General features: G+C 66.4%; 17 protein-coding genes and 1 pseudogene. 12 read left to right on the top strand and 6 right to left on the bottom strand.

Annotated features, from left to right (window positions below):
- Positions 1 to 2: 2 nt before the first annotated feature.
- The gene (locus G3N64_RS00880) at positions 3 to 389 is read left to right on the top strand and encodes a hypothetical protein (protein ID WP_241020704.1); all 387 of its coding nucleotides are present in this window, start codon (positions 3 to 5) and stop codon (positions 387 to 389) included.
- Here G3N64_RS00880 and leuA read toward each other — a convergent pair.
- Positions 307 to 2,016, bottom strand: a complete 1,710-nt coding sequence (leuA, locus tag G3N64_RS00875) for a 2-isopropylmalate synthase (RefSeq protein ID WP_205782022.1) — start codon at positions 2,014 to 2,016, stop codon at positions 307 to 309. The genes G3N64_RS00880 and leuA overlap by 83 nt on opposite strands.
- 958 nt (positions 2,017 to 2,974) lie before the next feature.
- Here leuA and G3N64_RS40345 point away from each other — a divergent pair.
- The 4 genes from G3N64_RS40345 (at position 2,975) to G3N64_RS00855 (ending at position 6,194) form a co-directional block, all read left to right on the top strand.
- Complete coding sequence (locus tag G3N64_RS40345) at positions 2,975 to 3,364, top strand: fucose-binding lectin II (RefSeq protein ID WP_205782021.1); 390 nt, start codon at positions 2,975 to 2,977, stop codon at positions 3,362 to 3,364.
- 115 nt (positions 3,365 to 3,479) lie between these two features.
- On the top strand, positions 3,480 to 4,310 hold the full coding sequence (locus G3N64_RS00865) for a fucose-binding lectin II (RefSeq protein WP_205781904.1): 831 nt from the start codon (positions 3,480 to 3,482) through the stop codon (positions 4,308 to 4,310).
- A gap of 193 nt (positions 4,311 to 4,503) precedes the next feature.
- Complete coding sequence (locus G3N64_RS00860; protein ID WP_205781903.1) at positions 4,504 to 5,238, top strand: fucose-binding lectin II; 735 nt, start codon at positions 4,504 to 4,506, stop codon at positions 5,236 to 5,238.
- A gap of 116 nt (positions 5,239 to 5,354) precedes the next feature.
- Complete coding sequence (locus G3N64_RS00855; RefSeq protein WP_205781902.1) at positions 5,355 to 6,194, top strand: AraC family transcriptional regulator; 840 nt, start codon at positions 5,355 to 5,357, stop codon at positions 6,192 to 6,194.
- A 57-nt stretch (positions 6,195 to 6,251) separates the two neighbouring features.
- Here the strand turns inward: G3N64_RS00855 and G3N64_RS00850 are convergent, their stop codons facing one another.
- Positions 6,252 to 7,616 carry a M23 family metallopeptidase gene (locus tag G3N64_RS00850; protein ID WP_205781901.1) on the bottom strand — a complete coding sequence of 455 codons (1,365 nt, stop codon included), beginning with the start codon at positions 7,614 to 7,616 and terminating at the stop codon, positions 6,252 to 6,254.
- Between the two features lie 348 nt (positions 7,617 to 7,964).
- Between G3N64_RS00850 and G3N64_RS00845 the strand changes: the two genes are divergently transcribed.
- A complete protein-coding gene (locus tag G3N64_RS00845) occupies positions 7,965 to 8,834 on the top strand; it encodes a mechanosensitive ion channel family protein (RefSeq protein WP_205781900.1) in 870 nt (289 codons plus the stop codon).
- 57 nt (positions 8,835 to 8,891) lie between these two features.
- On the opposite strand, the gene G3N64_RS00840 is transcribed toward G3N64_RS00845, so the two are convergent.
- Positions 8,892 to 10,034 carry a branched-chain amino acid ABC transporter substrate-binding protein gene (locus G3N64_RS00840; RefSeq protein WP_205781899.1) on the bottom strand — a complete coding sequence of 381 codons (1,143 nt, stop codon included), beginning with the start codon at positions 10,032 to 10,034 and terminating at the stop codon, positions 8,892 to 8,894.
- A gap of 69 nt (positions 10,035 to 10,103) precedes the next feature.
- Entirely contained in the window at positions 10,104 to 11,141 is a 1,038-nt protein-coding gene (locus tag G3N64_RS00835) for a histone deacetylase family protein (protein WP_205781898.1), read from the bottom strand.
- 115 nt (positions 11,142 to 11,256) lie between these two features.
- Between G3N64_RS00835 and G3N64_RS00830 the strand changes: the two genes are divergently transcribed.
- The 5 genes from G3N64_RS00830 (at position 11,257) to dbpA (ending at position 16,249) form a co-directional block, all read left to right on the top strand.
- Positions 11,257 to 11,745: an Lrp/AsnC family transcriptional regulator gene (locus G3N64_RS00830; RefSeq protein WP_205781897.1), complete on the top strand. Its 489-nt coding sequence runs from the start codon at positions 11,257 to 11,259 to the stop codon at positions 11,743 to 11,745.
- Positions 11,746 to 11,806: 61 nt separating this feature from the next.
- The gene (locus tag G3N64_RS00825) at positions 11,807 to 12,118 is read left to right on the top strand and encodes a hypothetical protein (RefSeq protein ID WP_205781896.1); all 312 of its coding nucleotides are present in this window, start codon (positions 11,807 to 11,809) and stop codon (positions 12,116 to 12,118) included.
- 511 nt (positions 12,119 to 12,629) lie between these two features.
- A complete protein-coding gene (mqo, locus tag G3N64_RS00820) occupies positions 12,630 to 14,291 on the top strand; it encodes a malate dehydrogenase (quinone) (protein WP_205781895.1) in 1,662 nt (553 codons plus the stop codon).
- Positions 14,292 to 14,657: 366 nt separating this feature from the next.
- A complete protein-coding gene (locus tag G3N64_RS00815) occupies positions 14,658 to 14,855 on the top strand; it encodes a hypothetical protein (RefSeq protein WP_039344264.1) in 198 nt (65 codons plus the stop codon).
- On the top strand, positions 14,852 to 16,249 hold the full coding sequence (dbpA, locus tag G3N64_RS00810; protein ID WP_205781894.1) for an ATP-dependent RNA helicase DbpA: 1,398 nt from the start codon (positions 14,852 to 14,854) through the stop codon (positions 16,247 to 16,249). The genes G3N64_RS00815 and dbpA overlap by 4 nt, the downstream gene beginning before the upstream one ends.
- A gap of 160 nt (positions 16,250 to 16,409) precedes the next feature.
- Here the strand turns inward: dbpA and G3N64_RS00805 are convergent, their stop codons facing one another.
- Complete coding sequence (locus G3N64_RS00805; protein ID WP_205781893.1) at positions 16,410 to 17,234, bottom strand: PhnD/SsuA/transferrin family substrate-binding protein; 825 nt, start codon at positions 17,232 to 17,234, stop codon at positions 16,410 to 16,412.
- Positions 17,235 to 17,534: 300 nt separating this feature from the next.
- Between G3N64_RS00805 and G3N64_RS00800 the strand changes: the two genes are divergently transcribed.
- Positions 17,535 to 18,560, top strand: a complete 1,026-nt coding sequence (locus tag G3N64_RS00800) for a fatty acid desaturase (protein ID WP_205781892.1) — start codon at positions 17,535 to 17,537, stop codon at positions 18,558 to 18,560.
- A gap of 92 nt (positions 18,561 to 18,652) precedes the next feature.
- On the opposite strand, the pseudogene G3N64_RS00795 reads toward G3N64_RS00800, so the two are convergent.
- Positions 18,653 to 18,769 (bottom strand): annotated as a pseudogene (locus tag G3N64_RS00795) (IS5/IS1182 family transposase); the annotation flags it as partial.

Here is an 18,769-nt window from a genome sequence, read left to right as displayed (position 1 = left end):
GGATGCGCTGCAATGCGAGCCTGTCGCTGTGCCTCGCGTTGGCGCTGACGCTACCGCGCCGATCGGATCTGGCGTCGCTCACACTGCCGATTCTCGTGCTGCTCGTCTCGCAGACGCTGCCGATGGTGGGTGATGCGGTGTTCGTCACGTATCCGTCGCGCAAGCATCTCGACGCGAAGACGCGCGCGTGGGTGGATTTCATGAAGGCGGAACTGTGCGCCGCGCTCGCCGGGCCGCGCAGCGGCAGCCACACCGACGACGACGCGGCCGCGCCGGGCACCGCCGGCGCGGCCACCAAGCCCCCGCTTACGCGACGGCCGTCACCGCAGGCTCCGCGCCAAAAAACGTCGCCTGCACCGCTTCGTCCGCGCGCGCATACGCGCGATTGATGCCGCTGATCACCGCGCGAATCGATGCGGTCGTCAGGTTCGCGTCGATGCCGACGCCGAACGCGCTGCCGCGCACGCCCGTGCCGGCGAGTTCCGCGATCGCGATCGCCTTCGCATCGGCGCCCTGCGACAGCGCACGTTCCTCGTAATGCTGGATCCGCAGCGGCGTGCGCAACGCATGCATCAACGCGTCGAGCGGGCCGTTGCCTTCCCCGCGCAGCACGCGGCGCTCGCCGTGCACGTCGGCGGTCAGCACGATCGTCTCGCGGCCGTCGCGCTCGGTCAGCTCATGGCCGACATAACGCAGCGGCGCATCGCCTTCGACGTATTCCTGCTGGAACAGCGACCAGATCTGCGCGCTCGTCACTTCGAGCCCGCTGTCGTCGGTCAGGCGCTGCACGGCCGCGCTGAAATCGACCTGCAGGCGGCGCGGCAGCGCGACCCCATAGCTCTGCTCGAGCAGGTACGCGATCCCACCCTTGCCCGACTGGCTGTTCACGCGAATGATCGAGTCGTACGTGCGGCCGACATCGCTCGGGTCGATCGGCAGGTACGGCATCTCCCAAAAGGCATCGGGGCGCTGCACCGCGAAGCCTTTCTTGATTGCGTCCTGGTGTGAGCCGGAGAACGCGGTGAACACCAGGTCGCCGACATACGGATGGCGCGGATGGATCGGCAACTGCGTGCATTCCTCGGCCGTGCGCGCGACTTCGTTGATCTGCGAGAAATCGAGGCCCGGATCGACGCCCTGCGAGTAGAGGTTCAGCGCGAGCGTGACGAGATCGACGTTGCCGGTGCGCTCGCCGTTGCCGAACAGGCAGCCCTCGATCCGGTCCGCGCCGGCCATCACCGCGAGCTCGGCCGCCGCGACCGCGGTGCCGCGATCGTTGTGCGGATGCACGGACACGATCAGCGCATCGCGGCGCGCGAGGTTGCGGTGCATCCATTCGATCTGGTCCGCGTAGAAGTTCGGCGTGCCGACTTCGACGGTGGCCGGCAGGTTCACGATCGCCTTGTGCGCCGGCGTCGGCTGCCAGACGTCGAACACGGCGTCGCAGACTTCCTTCGCGAAATCGAGCTCGGTCGCCGTGAAGGTTTCCGGGCTGTATTGCAGCGTGAAATGCGTGTCGGTCGCGGCGTCGGCGAAGCGCTTGATCGTGCGCGCGGCGTTCACCGCGAGCGCCTTCACGCCGTCGCGGTCGAGGCCGAACACGATCTTGCGGAATTCCGGTGCGGTCGCGTTGTACAGGTGCACGATCGCGCGCTTCGCGCCGCGCAGCGAGTCGAAGGTGCGCTCGATCAGGTCGTCGCGCGCCTGCGTGAGCACCTCGATCGTCACGTCGTCGGGAATGTGGCCGCCTTCGATCAGCTCGCGCACGAAGTTGAAGTCGGTCTCGGACGCCGACGGGAACGCGACTTCGATCTCCTTGAAGCCGATCGCGACCAGCATCTTGAACATCCGCATCTTCCGCGCCGCGTCCATCGGCTCGAACAGCGACTGGTTGCCGTCGCGCAGGTCGGTGCTCATCCAGATCGGCGCTTGCGTGATCGTGCGCGTCGGCCACATGCGGTTCGGCAGGTTGACGGGCGTGAACGGTCGGTACTTCGTCGCGGGGTTCTTCAGCATCATGATGTTCGGTCCTCGGTCGGTTTATCGGGAACCCGCGGCGCGGTGGCCATCAGTCGTGGTGGCAGGCTGCGCGCACAGCGGTGAAAACGGGTGAAAGCGGTAGCAAACGGCACAACGGCAAAGCGGTACGGCGAACGACAGCCTTGGCGGTTGAGCGACCGGGACGGAGCGGAGCGATTCGGAAGAAGGACGAACTCAGGCGCCGGTCGACAACCGGGGCCAGGTCGGTGATGCGGGGGAAATCTGGCGCTTCAGGAAAGAAGCAGATGGAAAGCGCGCAGCCGCAGACCCAGCCCGGAGAAACGGGCTAGTAGTCGTAGCGAGAAGAAGGGCTGGGCGGCTTGCATGGCCGAAATCAGATCACAGGGGGATGGGGGCTGTCAACGGGCCGAGTGCAAATGGCGCGGAATTTGATCGCTCAAAATCAGTCCTGTCCGATAGGCGGCGCACCGCGCCGTCGATATCCTTCATGGGTGCGGCGCCGGTGAGGCCCCTGTTCACGTTCGGAGTGAGTTGGTCTACGTACTTCGCCGGTTGCCGCACCCCCTCCTGTTGCAAACAATCGGGTTTCGGCGCGGGCGTTCGGTGGTGGCCGGTGGGCGCGGCCACGACCGAGATGCTGATGTTGAAACCAACGCTGCCATATGCGAACGCCGAGCGTCCGCGCCGAAACCCGATTGCCTCCTCCTCCCGCCCGCCCCGCCTGCGCAACCGCACATCGTTCCGAAAGGCGATACGCACGTCGATATCATTTTATGAATATATCGAAATAGCGCCAATTAAACACATTTCATTAAATCGACTAACCTGCATTTTCGATTTACTGAACAATGACCATTCTCCGGCGAATATTTTTTTATTTATTTTTCGGCATGCTCGGTACGTCGCCTTTCAAACAGCAAACGTTTGCGCGACATGGCTCGAAGCCTTACCCATCATTCCTCAGGAGGAAAGCATGGCCGATTCTCAAACGTCTTCCAATCGCGCCGGCGAGTTTTCGATTCCGCCCAATACCAATTTCCGCGCGATTTTCTTCGCGAATGCCGCCGAGCAGCAGCACATCAAGCTGTTTATCGGCGACAGCACGGAACCCGCCGCATATCACAAGCTGACGACGCGCGACGGCACGCGTGAAGCGACGCTGAATTCCGGCAACGGCAAGATCCGCTTCGAAGTGTCGGTGAACGGCAAGCCGTCGGCCACCGATGCGCGCCTCGCGCCGATCAACGGCAAGAAATCGGACGGCTCGCCGTACACGGTCAACTTCGGGATCGTCGTGTCGGAAGACGGCCGCGACAGCGACTACAACGACGGCATCGTCGTGCTCCAGTGGCCGATCGGCTGACCTGACGCGCACCTGACGACCGATCACCGCCGGGCGCCTCCGGGCCGGCCGGCGGTCGGGCGCCGCATTCAGCGCCCCCTTTGCATCGAAACCCGCCCTGACAACGGAGACATCCATGCCCCTCCTTTCGGCTTCGATCATCGGCGCACCCGTGACGACATCGGAGACTTACGTCGACATCCCGGGCCTGACCATCGACATCGCCAAGGCAGAGATTCGAAACGGAAAACTGCAGGTCATCCTCAACGTGCCGACGCCGTATGCGACCGGCAACAACTTCCCCGGTATCTATTTCGCGATCGCGACCGACAAGGGCGTCGTCGCGGACGGCTGCTTCACCTATTCGTCGAAGGTGCCCGAAAGCACCGGGCGCATGCCGTTCACGCTCGTTGCGACGATCGACGTGGGCAGCGGCGTCACGTTCGTGAAAGGCCAGTGGAAAAGCGTGCGCGGCAGCGCGATGCATATCGATTCGTACGCGAGCCTGTCCGCGATCGGCGACACGGCCGCGCAATCGTCGTCGCACGGCAGCGGAAGCAGCGAAACCGGAACGGGCGGCAATCCTGGCGGCACGGATAGCGGCAACGTCGGCGGCGGCGAACGCGACGGCACGTTCAACCTGCCGCCGAACATCAAGTTCGGCGTCACCGCGCTCACCCATGCGGCGAACGACCAGACGATCGACATCTACATCGACGACAACCCGAAACCGGCCGCCACGTTCAAGGGCGCCGGCGTGCAGGACCAGAACCTCGGCACGAAGGTGCTCGACTCCGGCAAGGGGCGCGTGCGCGTGATCGTGACGGCGAACGGCAAGCCGTCGCGGCTCGGCTCGCGGCAGGTCGATCTCTTCAAGAAGTCGTACTTCGGGATCGTCGGCTCGGAAGACGGCACCGACGACGACTACAACGACGGCATCGTATTCCTGAACTGGCCGCTGGACTGAGCACGACGATTCGCGGCGCGGCAGGAGGTGCGTGCCGTTGTCGAACCCGCAATGGCGACAGGGCCAGTCACCCATTGCGAATCGATTCATTCGAGCAGTCATTTGCAGTCCCACGCTGTACTCCGTGCGCGACAACGGCGAAATCCATTCACCGGCCGCGCAACGCGATTCCTTTCATCGAGACGAGGACGACATGTCACAACCGTTTACCCATGACGATCTGTATGCCCTGCTGCAACTCGCCGGCAACGACGCAACCGCCGTACAGGCCAACGGCGACCAGGCGGTGCTCGACCGGATGCGCCAGTTCATGACCGCGCAGCTCGTGGAAAAGCTGCCGCAATACGATGTGTTCGTCGACATCGCGACCATCCCGTACAGCTTCGACGTCGGCAGCTGGCAAAACAAGGTGAAGGCCGATGCGGCCGGGCAGGTGGTCGCCTGCACGGTAACGTGGGCCGGCGCGCCCGGCGTGCTGCCCGGGGCCGCGGCGAAGTTCGGCGTCGGCGCGGTGGTCAATTACTTCTCGAAAGCGACGCCGCAGCCGACGCAGCCGGATCCCACGACGACCGGCGGCGGCGAACGCGACGGCGTCTTCAACCTGCCGCCGAACATCGCGTTCGGCGTGACCGCGCTGGTCAATTCGTCGGCGCAGCAGACGATCGAGGTCTTCGTCGACGACAATGCGAAACCGGCCGCGACGTTCCAGGGCGCCGGCACGCAGGACGCGAACCTGAACACGCAGATCGTGAACTCCGGCAAGGGGAAGGTGCGCGTGGTCGTGACGGCGAACGGCAAGCCGTCGAAGATCGGCTCGCGCCAGGTCGACATCTTCAAGAAGACCTACTTCGGTCTGGTCGGGTCGGAAGACGGGACCGACGGTGACTACAACGACGGTATCGCCATCCTGAACTGGCCGCTCGGCTAACAAGCAGCGTAACCGTGCACCTTCGCCACGCCGCCCGGCGTGGCGATCCGCAAGAACGATCAAATGCCCTCGCCACCGATACCCTATAGTCCGCCCGACACGCTCATTGGCACGCCATGAATCCGGTAGGACAAGCACTCTGGTTTATCGAAACCGAACTGGGCAGGGAACTGACGCTCGACAGGATTTCCGCCGATTGCGACATGTCGCGCTTCGGCTTCTCGCGGCTGTTCTCGATGAACACCGGCTGGCCGGTGATGCGCTATGTCCGGTCGAGACGGCTGACACGTGCGGCGCACGCGCTGGCGCAAGGCGCGCCGGACATCCTTCACGTGGCACTCGATGCCGGCTATGGCTCCCATGAGGCGTTCACGCGCGCCTTCCGCGATCTCTTCGGCATGACACCCGAGGACGCGCGGGCACGGCGCACGCTCGACGGGTTATCGCTTGTGGAACCGCTACGCATGAAAGAACTGAAGATTATCGCCGTGACACCGTCACGCTTCGAAGCCGCCGGAAAACGGCTGATCGCCGGCATGAGCGACCGCTACACCTTCGAAACCAACGAAGGCATTCCGGCGCTGTGGCAAGCGTTTATCCCATACATCGGTACCATTCCCGGCCGGGTCGACGACGTGACCTACGGCGTGTGCTGCAACCCCGATGCGGATGGCAGCTTCGAATACATCGCAGGCGTGGAAGTCACCAGTCGCGACCGGTTGCCCGCGCCGTTTCGCTGCGTCGAACTCGAACCGCGGCGGTATGCGGTCTTCGAACACAGCGGGCATATTTCCACGCTGCACCAGACCTTCTACAGCATCTGGAACGGCTGGCTGCCGACGTCGGGGTTCAAGGCGGTCGACGCGCCCGAATTCGAGCGCTACAGCGCGGACTACGATCCGGTGACCGGCGCCGGCGTGCTGGAAATCTGGTTGCCTGTCGAACCTGCTGCGTAAGCGGGTTGCCTTGATCTGCCGCGACGTGGCTCGTCGCGGCCCGCACCTCGCCAACAGTCAGCCCGCCTGCGATCCGGCAGGCGCCGACATCGCCACCGGCTGCAACCACGCAGCCGACGCCAGGCGCGTGCGCGCGTCGAGCGCCACGCGGTTGAACGCCACGCGCCGTTCGCCCTTCAGCTTCGCCGCCTTGCCCGCCTGTACCAGCGCGACCGGGTCGACGAGACGTTTGTGCCGCCGGACCTCGAAGTGCAGATGCGGCCCCGTGGCCGTGCCCGTGCTGCCGACCGCGCCGACACGCTGGCCGCGCGCGACCTGCGTGCCGGTTCGCAGCGTCGGCTCGAATGCCGACAGGTGCGCGTAGTACGACGCATAGCCGCCGTCATGGCGAATCACCACGTACTTGCCGTAGCCGCGCGGCTCGGTGCCGATGAACGTCACGACGCCGCGCTCCGACGCATGAACCGCACGCCCGGCCGGCGCCGCGAGATCGACGCCGGAATGCACGTGACGCGTGCCGGTCACCGGATGCACGCGCGCACCGAAATGCGAGCTGATCCGCGTTGCGCTGACCGGCATCGCAAACCGCGAGCCGGCGAGCGGCACGCCGTCGAGGTCGTAATAGGCGCCCGGCGAGCCGGCATCGGGTGCGAACCACACGCCCGCGACGTGCTGGCCGTGAAAGCGGAGCGCGAGCGCCGTCACGCGCACGCCGCCCGGCAGCGTCGCACTGTCGTCAGGTTCGTAGGTCACGCGGAAGGTGTCGCCCAGCGCACCGTTCTGTTTCAGGTCGATGCGCCCGGCGAGCAGGCGGGTGATCTGCGCGGCGACGCCGGCCGGCAGATCGGCACGCGCCAGCGACGCCTGCACGCTGCCGACGATCGCACCGGCCCGCGCGCCGCGCTCGGCTTCCGCGAGCACGAACGGCTCGGCGGCGGCGAGATCGACAGGACGCCGTTCGAACGCGGCCTGCTCGCCCATCGCAGGCAACGCCGATGCAAGGCCGTAATCGAACCTCGACGCGTACGCGCGTTCGACCGCACCGCGCGCCGCCTCGCACAGCACGCGGTAAGCCACGCAAGCACCGAAGCGCGCAACGGGGTCGTCGCGCTCGCCGGCCGCCCGCACGGCCAACGCATGCGACGCATAGGCAACGTCGAGCGGCGCGGCCGTCGATGCGTGCAGGCCGCCCCACGTCGTGCGCGCGGCATTGAAAAAGGGCACGTCGACAAGGTCGGCCGTCACGGGCATGAACGGCGCGGCGTCGTGAGACGCGTGGGCCACCGTACCCGGTGCGCCGGCCACACAGGCCGCCGCGATGACGCCGCGCAGCAGCGCGCGGCGCATCGGGAAACCGTGAATGCCGCGCGGCGCGGGTTGACCTTGTTCGCGTGCGAGACGGAAACGCAGGTCTAACCGCATGACGTCGTCACTCGCTGTCTGTCAATGAAACATCGGGAAAGAACCGGGTATCGCGGAGGAGCGATCGTCGCGTCCCGGCAACGTGAAAACGAGTGTATCGGTGCGATCGAATCGGCTGAATAGGACGAGTCTCATTTAATAAAAAAGTCGCTTCGTACTAGGTCGAAATCGCGATTTCACGGCGCGGCGGCCTGGCAGTCAGGCTACGCGGCATTTGACCCCATCCATTCGCGCGAACCATCGTGCCCCGTGTACAGTCGAACGCTGCCCGCGCATGAGCGCAAGCCTGCCCGACCACGGCAGGTGCGCTACGCGTCGCGCCCTGTTTCTTCGAACCGGAATCCCTTCATGTTGCTCGATCACCTGCACCCGGAACGCTGGACGTTCCTGTGGAACGCGTTGTCCACCCTCTCCCTCAAGCTGTGCGCCGGCGTGGCGCTGCTCGTCGCCGGCTGGTGGCTGTCGAAACGTATCGGCAACTGGCTGAACCGCCTGCTCTCGAACAAGGAGCACGTCGACGACACGCTGCGGCCGATCCTCTGCGACGTCGCCGTGTGGGGCATCCGCATCGTCGCGATCGTCGGCGCGCTGTCGCAGCTCGGCATCGAAACCGCGAGCATCGTCGCGGTGCTCGGCGCGGCCGGCCTCGCGATCGGCCTCGCGCTGCAGGGCACGATGCAGAACATCGCCGCCGGCATCATGCTTCTGCTGCTGCGTCCGTTCAAGGTCGGCGACTATATCGACGGCGGCACGGGCGTCGCGGGCACCGTCGACGAGGTCGGGCTCTTCATGACGCGGCTGACGAAGCCGGACGGCATCTGCGAATACGTGCCGAACAGCGCGCTGTGGGGCAGCTCGATCCGCAACTACACGCGCAACCCCACGCGCCGCCTCGATCTCGAAGTGGAAGTATCGGTGCATGACGATATCGATCGCGCGCTCGACGCGCTGCGCGCGCTGGCCGACGCCGACCCGGACGTGCTGCAGGATCCCGCGCCGGACGTGATGGTGATGCGCTTCGACGACAGCACGGTCGTCGCGAACATGCGCGTCTGGACGCACACCGACAAGTTCTGGGCAATGCGCTGGCGCCTCGCGCGCCAGGTGCGCAAGACGCTCGCCGACGCGAGCTGCACGCTGCCGATCCGCACGCGCGAGCTGCACATCGTGCACGACGCGGAGCGTCGCGTCGACCGCGCGCAAACGCGCGCGCTGTAAACGGCGAAGGCCGCAAAGCCCGTCCCGCTGCGCGGCCCCTGCGACGTCACCGCCGCATCACATCTTCACGATATCGAGCAGCGCCTTCTTGCCGCTCTTGTACGTGAACACCGAGATCGCGCCGTGCTTCAGGTCGCCCTGCGGCGTGAAGCCGGTTTCGCCGATCACGCCGCGATAGTCGGTGGCCGGCATCGCGGCCAGCACCTTCGCCGGGTCGGTCGAGTTCGCGCGTTTCATCGCATCGACGATGATGTAGACGGCGTCGTACGAGAACGGCGCATACACCTGCATCGGCTGGTGGTAACGCGCTTCGTAGCGCTGCGCGAACGCCGCGCCGCCCGGCATCTTCTCGAGCGCGATGCCGGCTTCGGAACACACGACGTTGTCGGACGCCGGGCCCGCGAGCTTCGGCAGGTCGGTCGAGCACACGCCGTCGCCGGCGAGGATCTTCGCGCGCATGCCGAGCTGGCGCGCCTGCTTCGCCAGCGGCCCGCCCGTCGCATCCATGCCGCCGTACATGATCGCGTCCGGGTTCGCGCCCTTGATCTTCGTGAGGATCGCGCGGAAGTCGATCGCCTTGTCGTTGGTCGCGTCGCGCGATACGACCTTCATCCCGGCCGCCTTCGCGGCCTTCTCGAACTCGGTCGCGAGGCCCTGCCCGTACGCGGTCGAATCGTCGACCACGGCCACTGTCCTGATGCCCAGATTCTTCGCCGCATACATCGCGAGCGCCGGCCCCTGCTGCGCGTCGGTCGCGACGACGCGATAGGTCGTCTTGAAACCCTGCTGCGTGTACGTCGGGTTGGTCGCGGCCTGCGAGATCTGCACGACGCCGCCGTCGCGATACACGCGCGACGCCGGAATCGACGTGCCCGAGTTGTGATGGCCGACGACGCCGACGACCTTGTCGTCGACGAGCCGCTGCGCGACCTGCGTCGCGGTGCGCGGGTCGCCCGCATCGTCCTGCGCGTCGAGCTGCAGCGTGACCTTCTTGCCGCCGATCGTCAGGCCCTTCGCATTGATTTCCTCGACCGCGAGGCGCGCGCCGTTCTCGCTGTCCTTGCCGAGGTGCGCGATCGCGCCGGTCAGCGGCGCGACGTGGCCGATGCGCACGATCTCGTCCGCGTGCGCGGGCCCTGCAGACAGCGCGCACGTCAGTGCGGCCGTGGTGGCGAGTGCCGTCTTGTGTTGTCGATTCATGGTTGTCTCCGTCCTTGTCGCGCTTCGTTCGTGTTCAGATTCGTCGTTCGTCGCAAGTCGTGCCGCACGCTACGCGCGCCCTTCGAATCCCAGCAGCACGTTGACCGCGTTGATGCCGATCTCATCGACCATGTACCCGCCTTCCATCACGAACAGCGTCGGCAGGTTCAGGCGCGCGAGCGCCGCGCCGATGCGCAGGAAGTCAGGCGAACGCAGCCGGAAATGGCTGATCGGGTCGTGCTCGAAGGTATCGACGCCGAGCGACACGACGAGCGCGTCGGGCGCATGCGCGGCGATCGCGGCGGCCGCCTGGTCGAGCGCCGCCGAGTAGGTATCCCACAGCGTGCCCTTCGGCAGCGGCAGGTTCAGGTTGAAGCCTTCGCCCGCGCCGATGCCGCGCTCTTCCGCATAGCCGGAGAAGTACGGGTACGACACCGCCGGCTCGCCGTGGATCGACGCGAACAGCACGTCCGCGCGGTCGTAGAAGATGTCCTGCGTGCCGTTGCCGTGGTGGAAATCGACGTCGAGCACCGCGACGCGCGCGGCGCCCTGCGCGATGCAGTGCTGCGCGGCGATCGCCGCGTTGTTCAGGTAGCAATAGCCGCCCATGGACTCGCGGCCCGCATGGTGGCCGGGCGGGCGGCACAGTGCGAACGCCGCGCGCGCCGCGCCGCTCGACAGCAGGTCGGCGCCGGTGAGCGCCGAGTTCGCGCTCGCGCTCACCGCATCCCACGTGCCGGCGTTGATCGGCGCGCCGGCGTCCATCGCGTAGAAGCCGAGCTTGCCGTCGATGAACGCGGGCGGCGTCGCGGCGGCCGGCATCGCGCGCACCGGCCACACGAGCGGCAGCGCCTGACAGCTGCGGCCCGTCGCGGTCCACTCGTCCCACGCGCCGGCGAGGAAATCGACGTAGCGCGCGCTGTGCGCGGCCGCGTAGTTCGCGCGGTCGAACGGTTTCGGCGCGATCACGTCGCCGAGGCCGGCGGCGCGCACCTGTGCGAGCACCGTTTCGGCGCGAAGGGGGTTTTCGAACGAATCGGTGATCGCGCCGTCCTTCAGTTCGACGCCGCGATGCAGTTGGTGATCGCTGCTGTAGACCGTGAGCATGGTTGACTGTTGCGGTGAGGATGGCAACAGTTTATTGACTGCAACCGGCAATAGCTTTGCTTTCGACGCGCACCTTTCCTACAATTTTGAGAAAACCGCCTACGGAATTCCGGAAATGAGCAAAAATCGCGCTTCGGCCGAACTGGATGGCGTCGACCGCGCCATGCTGCGCCTGCTGCAGGACGACGGCGCGCTGTCGAACGCGACGCTCGGCGAGAAGCTGTCGCTGAGCGTCACGCCCTGCTGGCGCCGCCGCAAGCGGCTCGAGGACGAAGGCGTGATCACCGGCTACCAGGCGAATCTCGACCGGCGCACGCTCGGCATGAACGTGTTCGCGTTCGTGCAGGTGACGTTCAACATGCATTCCGACCAGGATTCCGACCACTTCGAGGACGTGATCCGGCAACACGACGAGGTGACGTCCTGCCACAAGATCACCGGCGCGGCCGACTACATCCTGCAAGTCGTCGCGGCCGATCTCGATGCGTATGCGGAATTCGTCGAGCGCGTGCTGCGCAAGCAGGCCGGGGTGTCGTCGATCCAGTCGAGCCTCGCGTTGCGCGAAGTGAAGTTCTCGTCGCGCGTGCCGGTGCCGGATGCATGAACGCCCCTTCGCCCGTGCACGGGCATCCACCGTCGATCGTCATTCCATGGAGCAATACGCAATGAAACATCTCATTCCTTCCGCGTCGATTGCCGCCGCGATCGCATTCGCGTTTGCATTGAGCGCATGCGTGACGCAACCGCCTTCCCCGCTCCCGCCCAATATCGCCGGGCAGGACACGCAGACCGCCCAGGCCGCGCCGCCGATGGTCGGCGGCGATCGCGATGCGCACGGCTGCATCGGATCGGCCGGCTATTCGTGGTGCGAAACGACGCAGCAATGCGAGCGCCCGTGGGAACTCGCGAAACAGAAGGGCTTCGCGAATTCGGTGCAAGCGTACGGCCAGTTCTGCCGGAACGGTGCCGCGAAGTAAAGTGACATGACGTCACGCGATCGTGTCGCGGCGCGCTGCCGCGGCACGACACGACGCCCCCGAAAACCCCTCCCGATCCCGCGCAGTTATCCACAACTTTCCCGGTTCCCGCAACCGTCATTCCGGAAACCCGGACACGCAAAAAACCCCACAAAAACAACGGTATTTTTCGTTTGTGACACAGCAAACGAGTTCGGTTACATTACGCGCCCCTTGCCACCCCGCCCCCGCAAAACGCGTCGCGCACGGCCTCTTTCCACGCAGCCTGAAGCGCCTTCCGCTCAGGCTTGCCGCAAGGGCCCGGGCGCGTTGTGCGCCACTGTGACGCAGGCGCTTGCCTGCCCGCAGGAAGCCGATCCGAAGGTGTCCTTCCCGACGGCTTCGCGTGCGCAAATGCAACGGCGTGCGGCGTCGATCCGGAATTCCGGATTCGCGCGTCCGGATCTCCGGATCCGTGTTTCGCCGCGATCGACACACGCGCCGGGCGGCTTGGCAAACCGATGCATCCAAGTTGAAAAAGGGATCTGCTGTGATCAAAACGTTACGGGTAATACTGTCGGCGCTCGCGCTGTGCGTCGCCGCGTCGTCCGCGCATGCCGCCGATACGAAGAAGGTCGACGTCCTGCTGGTGGGCGGCGGCATCATGAGCTCGACGCTCGGCGTGTGGCTGCACGAGCTTCAGCCTGACTGGTCGATGACGATGGTCGAACGCCTCGACGGCGTCGCGCTGGAAAGCTCGAACGGCTGGAACAACGCCGGCACCGGCCACTCGGCGCTCGCCGAACTCAACTACACGCCGGAGAAGGCGGACGGCAAGGTCGACATCTCGAAGGCGATCGAGATCAACGAGTCGTTCCAGATCTCGCGCCAGTTCTGGGCGTGGCAGGTCAAGCAGGGCGTGCTGAAGAACCCGCACTCGTTCATCAATTCGACGCCGCACATGAGCTTCGTGTGGGGCGACGACAACGTCCGCTTCCTGAAGAAGCGCTACGAAGCGCTGCAGGCGAGCCCGCTGTTCCGCGGGATGCAGTATTCGGACAACTACGACCAGATCAAGCAGTGGGTGCCGCTGATGATGGAAGGCCGCGACCGCAACCAGAAGGTCGCGGCGACGTGGACGCCGATCGGCACCGACGTGAACTTCGGCGAGATCACGCGCCAGTTCGTCGGCTACCTGAAGACGCAGCCGAACTTCACGCTGTCGCTGTCGAGCGAAGTGCGCGAGATCTCGCGCAATGCCGACGGCACGTGGCACGTGAGCTGGGTCAAGCTGCACTCGGATGAACCGGCGCAGTCGGTCGACGCGAAGTTCGTGTTCATCGGCGCGGGCGGCGGTGCGCTGCACCTGCTGCAGGCGTCGGGCATCCCCGAGGCGAAGGACTACGGCGCATTCCCGGTCGGCGGCTCGTTCCTCGTGACGGATAACCCCGAGGTCGTGAAGCAGCATCTCGCGAAGGCATACGGCAAGGCGTCGGTCGGCTCGCCGCCGATGTCGGTGCCCCACCTCGACACGCGGATCATCGACGGCAAGAAGATCATCCTGTTCGGGCCGTTCGCGACGTTCTCGACCAAGTTCCTGAAGAACGGCTCGTACTTCGACCTGCTCAAGAGCACCAACACGCACAACGTCGCGCCGATGATGCGCGTGGGCGTCGACGAATTCCCGCTGGTCCAGTACCTCGCCGGCCAGCTGATGCTGTCCGACGACGACCGCTTCAACGCGCTGAAGGAATACTTCCCGAACGCGAAGAAGGAAGACTGGCGCCTGTGGCAGGCCGGCCAGCGCGTGCAGATCATCAAGCGCGACCCGGTAAAGGGCGGCGTGCTGAAGCTCGGCACCGAGATCGTCAGCTCGCAGGACGGCAGCATCGCGGGCCTGCTCGGCGCGTCGCCGGGCGCATCGACGGCCGCGCCGATCATGCTGAACCTGATGCAGAAGGTGTTCAAGGACAAGGTCGCGACGCCTGAATGGCAGCAGAAGATCCGCCAGATCGTGCCGAGCTACGGCACGAAGCTGAACGACAGCCCGGCGAAGGTCGTCGAGGAATGGACGTACACCAGCGACGTGCTGCAGCTGTCGCCGCCGCCGAAGATCGACGTCAACACGCCGTCGCAGGCCACCGGCACCGCGCCGGCCCGCCCGGCGAAGGCCTCGGCCGACATGGCGCTGTAACGCGCCGAGCGCCGCGCAACACCGGCGCGACGCCGTTTCGTCGCACGACACGGCCGCCCTCCGGGGCGGCCGTTTTTCATGGTGGGGGCGATCAGGGCCTGTTTCCGCAAATAACGGGCCCTGAATGCCCACCATCCCCGAAAGCGTCGCCCGCAGCCGGTCGCCTGCAGCCGGTCGCCTGCTTCCGGTCGCCCGCTTCCGCTAGAATTGCGGCACGCGCGACCCCGTCGCCGCCCGATCCATCATCCGCATCGACGCAATCCAAGCGACGCCCGGTGCGGCCCGCGCCCGAGCCGCGCGAGCGCCGCCCGCCGTTGCCGCGCCCGCCCGGGCGCGCCATCAACCGAATTCAGCTGGAGAAAAACCGTGTTTACCTGCCGAAACCAGAGCTGCGGCACGCAGTGGGAACAGTCCGACGTCGTCATCAAGGACGAAGGCCAGGGGCTGCTGTTCCGCTGCCCGCTGTGCGGCGCGCGCAACTACCTCGAACGCTTCGAAGACGACGAAGGCAAGGTCGTCTACGAGCAGATGGAAGGCCGCCCTTACCTCGGAGACCTGGAATGACCCAGCCGACCGCCACGCCGTTCAGCGCGCTGCCGTTGACGCCCGCCACGCTCGCCAACCTCGCGCAGCTCGGCTATGTCGACATGACGCCGATCCAGGCCGCGAGCCTGCCGATCGCGCTGGCCGGCCAGGACCTGATCGCGCAGGCGAAGACGGGCAGCGGCAAGACCGCCGCGTTCTCGCTCGCGCTGCTGGCACGCCTCGACGCGCGCCGCTTCGACGTGCAGGCGATGATCCTGTGCCCGACGCGCGAACTCGCCGACCAGGTCACGCAGGAAGTGCGCCGCCTCGCGCGCGCCGAGGAGAACGTGAAGGTGCTGACGCTGTGCGGCGGCACGCCGATGCGCCCGCAGACGCAGAGCCTCGAGCACGGCGCGCACATCGTCGTCGGCACGCCGGGCCGCATCATGGATCACCTCGATCGCGGCAACCTGAAGCTCGACGCGCTGAATACCCTCGTGCTCGACGAAGCCGACCGGATGCTCGACATGGGCTTCTTCGACGACATCGCGAAGGTCGCACGGATGTGCCCGACCACGCGCCAGACGCTGCTGTTCTCCGCGACCTATCCGGACGGCATCGCGAAGCTGAGCCAGCAGTTCCTGCGCAACCCGAAGGAAGTGAAGCTCGCGGAGCGCCACGACGACAGCAAGATCCGCCAGCGCTTCTATGAAGTGACCGAGAACGAGCGGCTGCATGCGGTAGGCCAGTTGCTGAACCACTACCGGCCGGTGAGCACGATCGCGTTCTGCAACACGAAGCAGCAGTGCCGCGACCTGCTCGACGTGCTGCACGCGCAAGGCTTCCACGCGCTCGCGCTGCACGGCGAGCTCGACCAGCGCGAGCGCGACCAGGTGCTGATCCAGTTCGCGAACCGCAGCTGCTCGGTGCTGGTGGCGACCGACGTCGCCGCGCGCGGGCTCGACATCGCGCAGCTCGAGGCGGTGATCAACGTCGACGTGACGCCCGACCCCGAAGTGCACGTGCACCGCATCGGCCGCACGGGCCGCGCGGATCAGGACGGCTGGGCGCTGAGCCTCGCGAGCATGGACGAGATGGGCCGCGTCGGCGGGATCGAGCAGGCGCAGAAGCGCGAGGTCGAATGGCATCCGCTCGCGGAACTGACGCCGGCCGACGACGGCGTGCTGACGCCGCCGATGGAAACGCTGCAGATCCTCGGCGGGCGCAAGGACAAGATCCGCCCGGGCGACGTGCTCGGCGCGCTGACCGGCGACGCCGGGTTCGACGGCAAGCAGATCGGCAAGATCAACGTGACCGAGTTCTCGACCTATGTCGCGATCGAGCGCGGTGTCGCGCACGACGCGCTGCGCAAGCTCAATGCGGGGAAGATCAAGGGCAAGCGGGTCAAGGTCCGGCTGATGGACGAGGAATAAGCGGTAACGTGGAGGCGTCGCGGCGGCATCGCTGCGCCGTGGCGCCCAAGCCGAACCTGAATCTGTCCCTGACTCTGCATCGCCCCGGGCAACCTGCGGTCGTCGCCCCACTTTCGGCAATCGGCCGCCGCCCCGTCAAGCCGCCCGCATCGCCTGCTTGCTACGCGAGCGCCGGATACCCGTGCGCAGCAGCCTCCTGCTCGAACCGCGCAATCGCCTCATAGTCATCCGGCGACAGCCGTTCGAATCCTTTCAGCCGCAGCACGCGCGCCCGCTCCACATCGGTCGCCACCGCGCGGTCGAGCGCATCTCGCAAAGCAGCGACCTGTGTATCTTCGAGTGTTCGCGATGCGATGAGCGGTAATCCCGGCGCAGAGGCCGTCGTACCGATGATCCGGATGTCCTGGAGCAGATCGGGCAACGCGTCGCTCACGTATGCGAACGTCACGCAATCGATCGCCGCGCAATCGGCTTCCGCTGAAGCCAGCGCACGCAGCACGTTCAGGTGCGAGCCGAGGGCTGCAACCGATCCGAAGAATCGTCCGCCGCGCGCATGCGGCGCGACCGCATGCCGGAGCGCGTTCATCCCGCTGTGCGAATCTCCACCGTTGAATGCGGCCCGCAGCCCGCGGCATGCCGCGAGCGTCGTCGCGCCGCCCGCATGCGCGCGCGCCGACACGGCCAGCACGCTGCTGTAGTGCGCGCCGTGGCAACCGTGCGCATCGAACACCGGTGTCGCGATCAGTCGCACGACATCGCGCAGGCCCAGCATCCGGTACGGGTAGCCGCAGGTCTGCGACAGCAACAGATCGTCGCGCCGCCACAGCGCGTGCAGGTCGTCGAAGGGTTCGTCGGGAAGCGTGATATCGGCGGGCCCGCCCGCGTTCGCGAACGCATCGAGCGCGTCGCGCAGCAGTGCGCGCCACAGCGCGTCGTGGCGCGGCGTCACGTTGTACATCGGCAGGGCTGCGATCCATGAGCTCATGCGGGCATTCTACGCATCGACGCTCGCGCAGCGGAACCCGGTTCGATCACGGCAAAACGGGGGCGGAACGTGGCGCAGCGCGCCCGAAGCTTATCGGCCCCGCGTCGATAAGCAAATGCGAATCGATTGGTTGGCCGCACGGTGCGATCCCGGTACCGTCCTGATGCCTGCCCGAGCATCGCTACAGCACGTGATAACGGACAGGCCGACCGTGATCCGCGAGACACCTGCGCACCCGGGCCGAGCGCACCGGTTCAACCGCGCGTTCCCCGCACTGCCCGTTCAATCCGCCTCAACGCCATGGCCGAATATTTCGACGTCGACCACGCGCGTGCGATCGCCGCGCTCGACACCCGCTTCACCGCCCGCACCGAGTGGCCGACCTGGCTGCTGGTCGTCGCGATCTACGGCGGCTGGCTCGCCGTGCTGCTGCTCGTACGCGACGGGACCCTGTCGCTCGCGGCCGCGACGCCGCCGCTGATCCTGCTCGGCGCGTGGCACCTGTCGCTGCAGCACGAGCTGCTGCACGGCCATCCGACGCGCTCCGCGCGCGTGAACAGGCTGCTCGGCTATCCGCCGCTGACGGTCTGGTATCCGTACACGCTGTATCGCGACACGCATCTCGACCATCACCGCGACGAAGACCTGACCGTGCCGGGCGTCGATCCCGAAACGAACTACGTCACGCGCGAACGCTGGGCGCAGCTGCCGCGCTGGCGCCGCGTGCTGACGGTCGCACGCAAGACCTTCGTCGGACGCTTCATCGCCGGGCCGCCGCTGAGCGTCGCCGCGATGGGCGTCGACGCATTCGCCGCGTTTCGTCGCGGCGACTTCCGCTATCTGCCGATGTGGGCGACGCACGTCGCCTGCGTGGTCGCGCTGCTCGGGTGGCTGCAATGGGCGATCGGCGTGCCGTGGTGGTATTACCTGCTCGCGGTCACGTGGCCCGCGTTGTCGATCGCGATGATCCGCTCGCTGTACGAGCACCGCGCCGCCCCGCATCCGAAGGCGCGCATCGCGATCAATGAGGCCGGCTTCGCGATGCGGCTGCTGTACCTGAACAACAACTATCACCTCGTCCATCACGACCTGCCGAAGCTGCCGTGGTACGACCTGCCGCGCGCGTACCGGATGCGTCGCGACGCGTATGCGCAGAAGTGCGGCGGCTTCGTGATTCGCGGCGGGTACCGCGAACTGCTGGCGCGCCATGCGTGGACGCCGACCGATACGCCCGTGCATCCATTCGACCAGGGCACGGCGTCGTTGTCGACGGGGAGCGGCGTGAAGGTGGCGGTGGTCGACAAGGTGTTGCAGATCAGTACGTGACGTTCGGCGAAGGCGCCGGATTCGGCAAGGCAGGCAACGGGCCGCACGGCCGCCGATTCGTCCACCCCACCGCACATTCCTTAGAGGCCAGTTCAAAAAGGCTGCTCGATACGCCTGAAGATGTTCCAACAGACAAGCGAGCAACCGAGTTTCAGGAATGCTTCGTGAATGTCGGCACGTCGCTCGAAGCGAGTGCGTAGGCGACGAAA

The sequence above is a fragment of the Burkholderia sp. Ac-20344 genome (assembly GCF_017104975.1).
In the GTDB taxonomy this organism is placed as follows: Bacteria; Pseudomonadota; Gammaproteobacteria; order Burkholderiales; family Burkholderiaceae; genus Burkholderia.
This window is presented reverse-complemented; position numbering and strand designations above follow the sequence as displayed.

Excerpts from the sequence above, each read along its gene's own strand:
- G3N64_RS00865 (WP_205781904.1), top strand. The coding sequence starts at position 3,480 with ATGCCCCTCCTTTCGGCTTCGATCATCGGCGCACCCGTGACGACATCG.
- G3N64_RS00830 (WP_205781897.1), top strand. The coding sequence starts at position 11,257 with ATGAGCAAAAATCGCGCTTCGGCCGAACTGGATGGCGTCGACCGCGCC.
- G3N64_RS00860 (WP_205781903.1), top strand. The coding sequence starts at position 4,504 with ATGTCACAACCGTTTACCCATGACGATCTGTATGCCCTGCTGCAACTC.
- G3N64_RS00825 (WP_205781896.1), top strand. The coding sequence starts at position 11,807 with ATGAAACATCTCATTCCTTCCGCGTCGATTGCCGCCGCGATCGCATTC.
- G3N64_RS00840 (WP_205781899.1), bottom strand. The coding sequence starts at position 10,034 with ATGAATCGACAACACAAGACGGCACTCGCCACCACGGCCGCACTGACG.
- leuA (WP_205782022.1), bottom strand. The coding sequence starts at position 2,016 with ATGCTGAAGAACCCCGCGACGAAGTACCGACCGTTCACGCCCGTCAAC.
- G3N64_RS00855 (WP_205781902.1), top strand. The coding sequence starts at position 5,355 with ATGAATCCGGTAGGACAAGCACTCTGGTTTATCGAAACCGAACTGGGC.
- G3N64_RS00835 (WP_205781898.1), bottom strand. The coding sequence starts at position 11,141 with ATGCTCACGGTCTACAGCAGCGATCACCAACTGCATCGCGGCGTCGAA.
- G3N64_RS00800 (WP_205781892.1), top strand. The coding sequence starts at position 17,535 with ATGGCCGAATATTTCGACGTCGACCACGCGCGTGCGATCGCCGCGCTC.
- dbpA (WP_205781894.1), top strand. The coding sequence starts at position 14,852 with ATGACCCAGCCGACCGCCACGCCGTTCAGCGCGCTGCCGTTGACGCCC.
- G3N64_RS00845 (WP_205781900.1), top strand. The coding sequence starts at position 7,965 with ATGTTGCTCGATCACCTGCACCCGGAACGCTGGACGTTCCTGTGGAAC.
- G3N64_RS00850 (WP_205781901.1), bottom strand. The coding sequence starts at position 7,616 with ATGCGGTTAGACCTGCGTTTCCGTCTCGCACGCGAACAAGGTCAACCC.
- G3N64_RS00805 (WP_205781893.1), bottom strand. The coding sequence starts at position 17,234 with ATGAGCTCATGGATCGCAGCCCTGCCGATGTACAACGTGACGCCGCGC.
- G3N64_RS00880 (WP_241020704.1), top strand. The coding sequence starts at position 3 with ATGCGCTGCAATGCGAGCCTGTCGCTGTGCCTCGCGTTGGCGCTGACG.
- G3N64_RS40345 (WP_205782021.1), top strand. The coding sequence starts at position 2,975 with ATGGCCGATTCTCAAACGTCTTCCAATCGCGCCGGCGAGTTTTCGATT.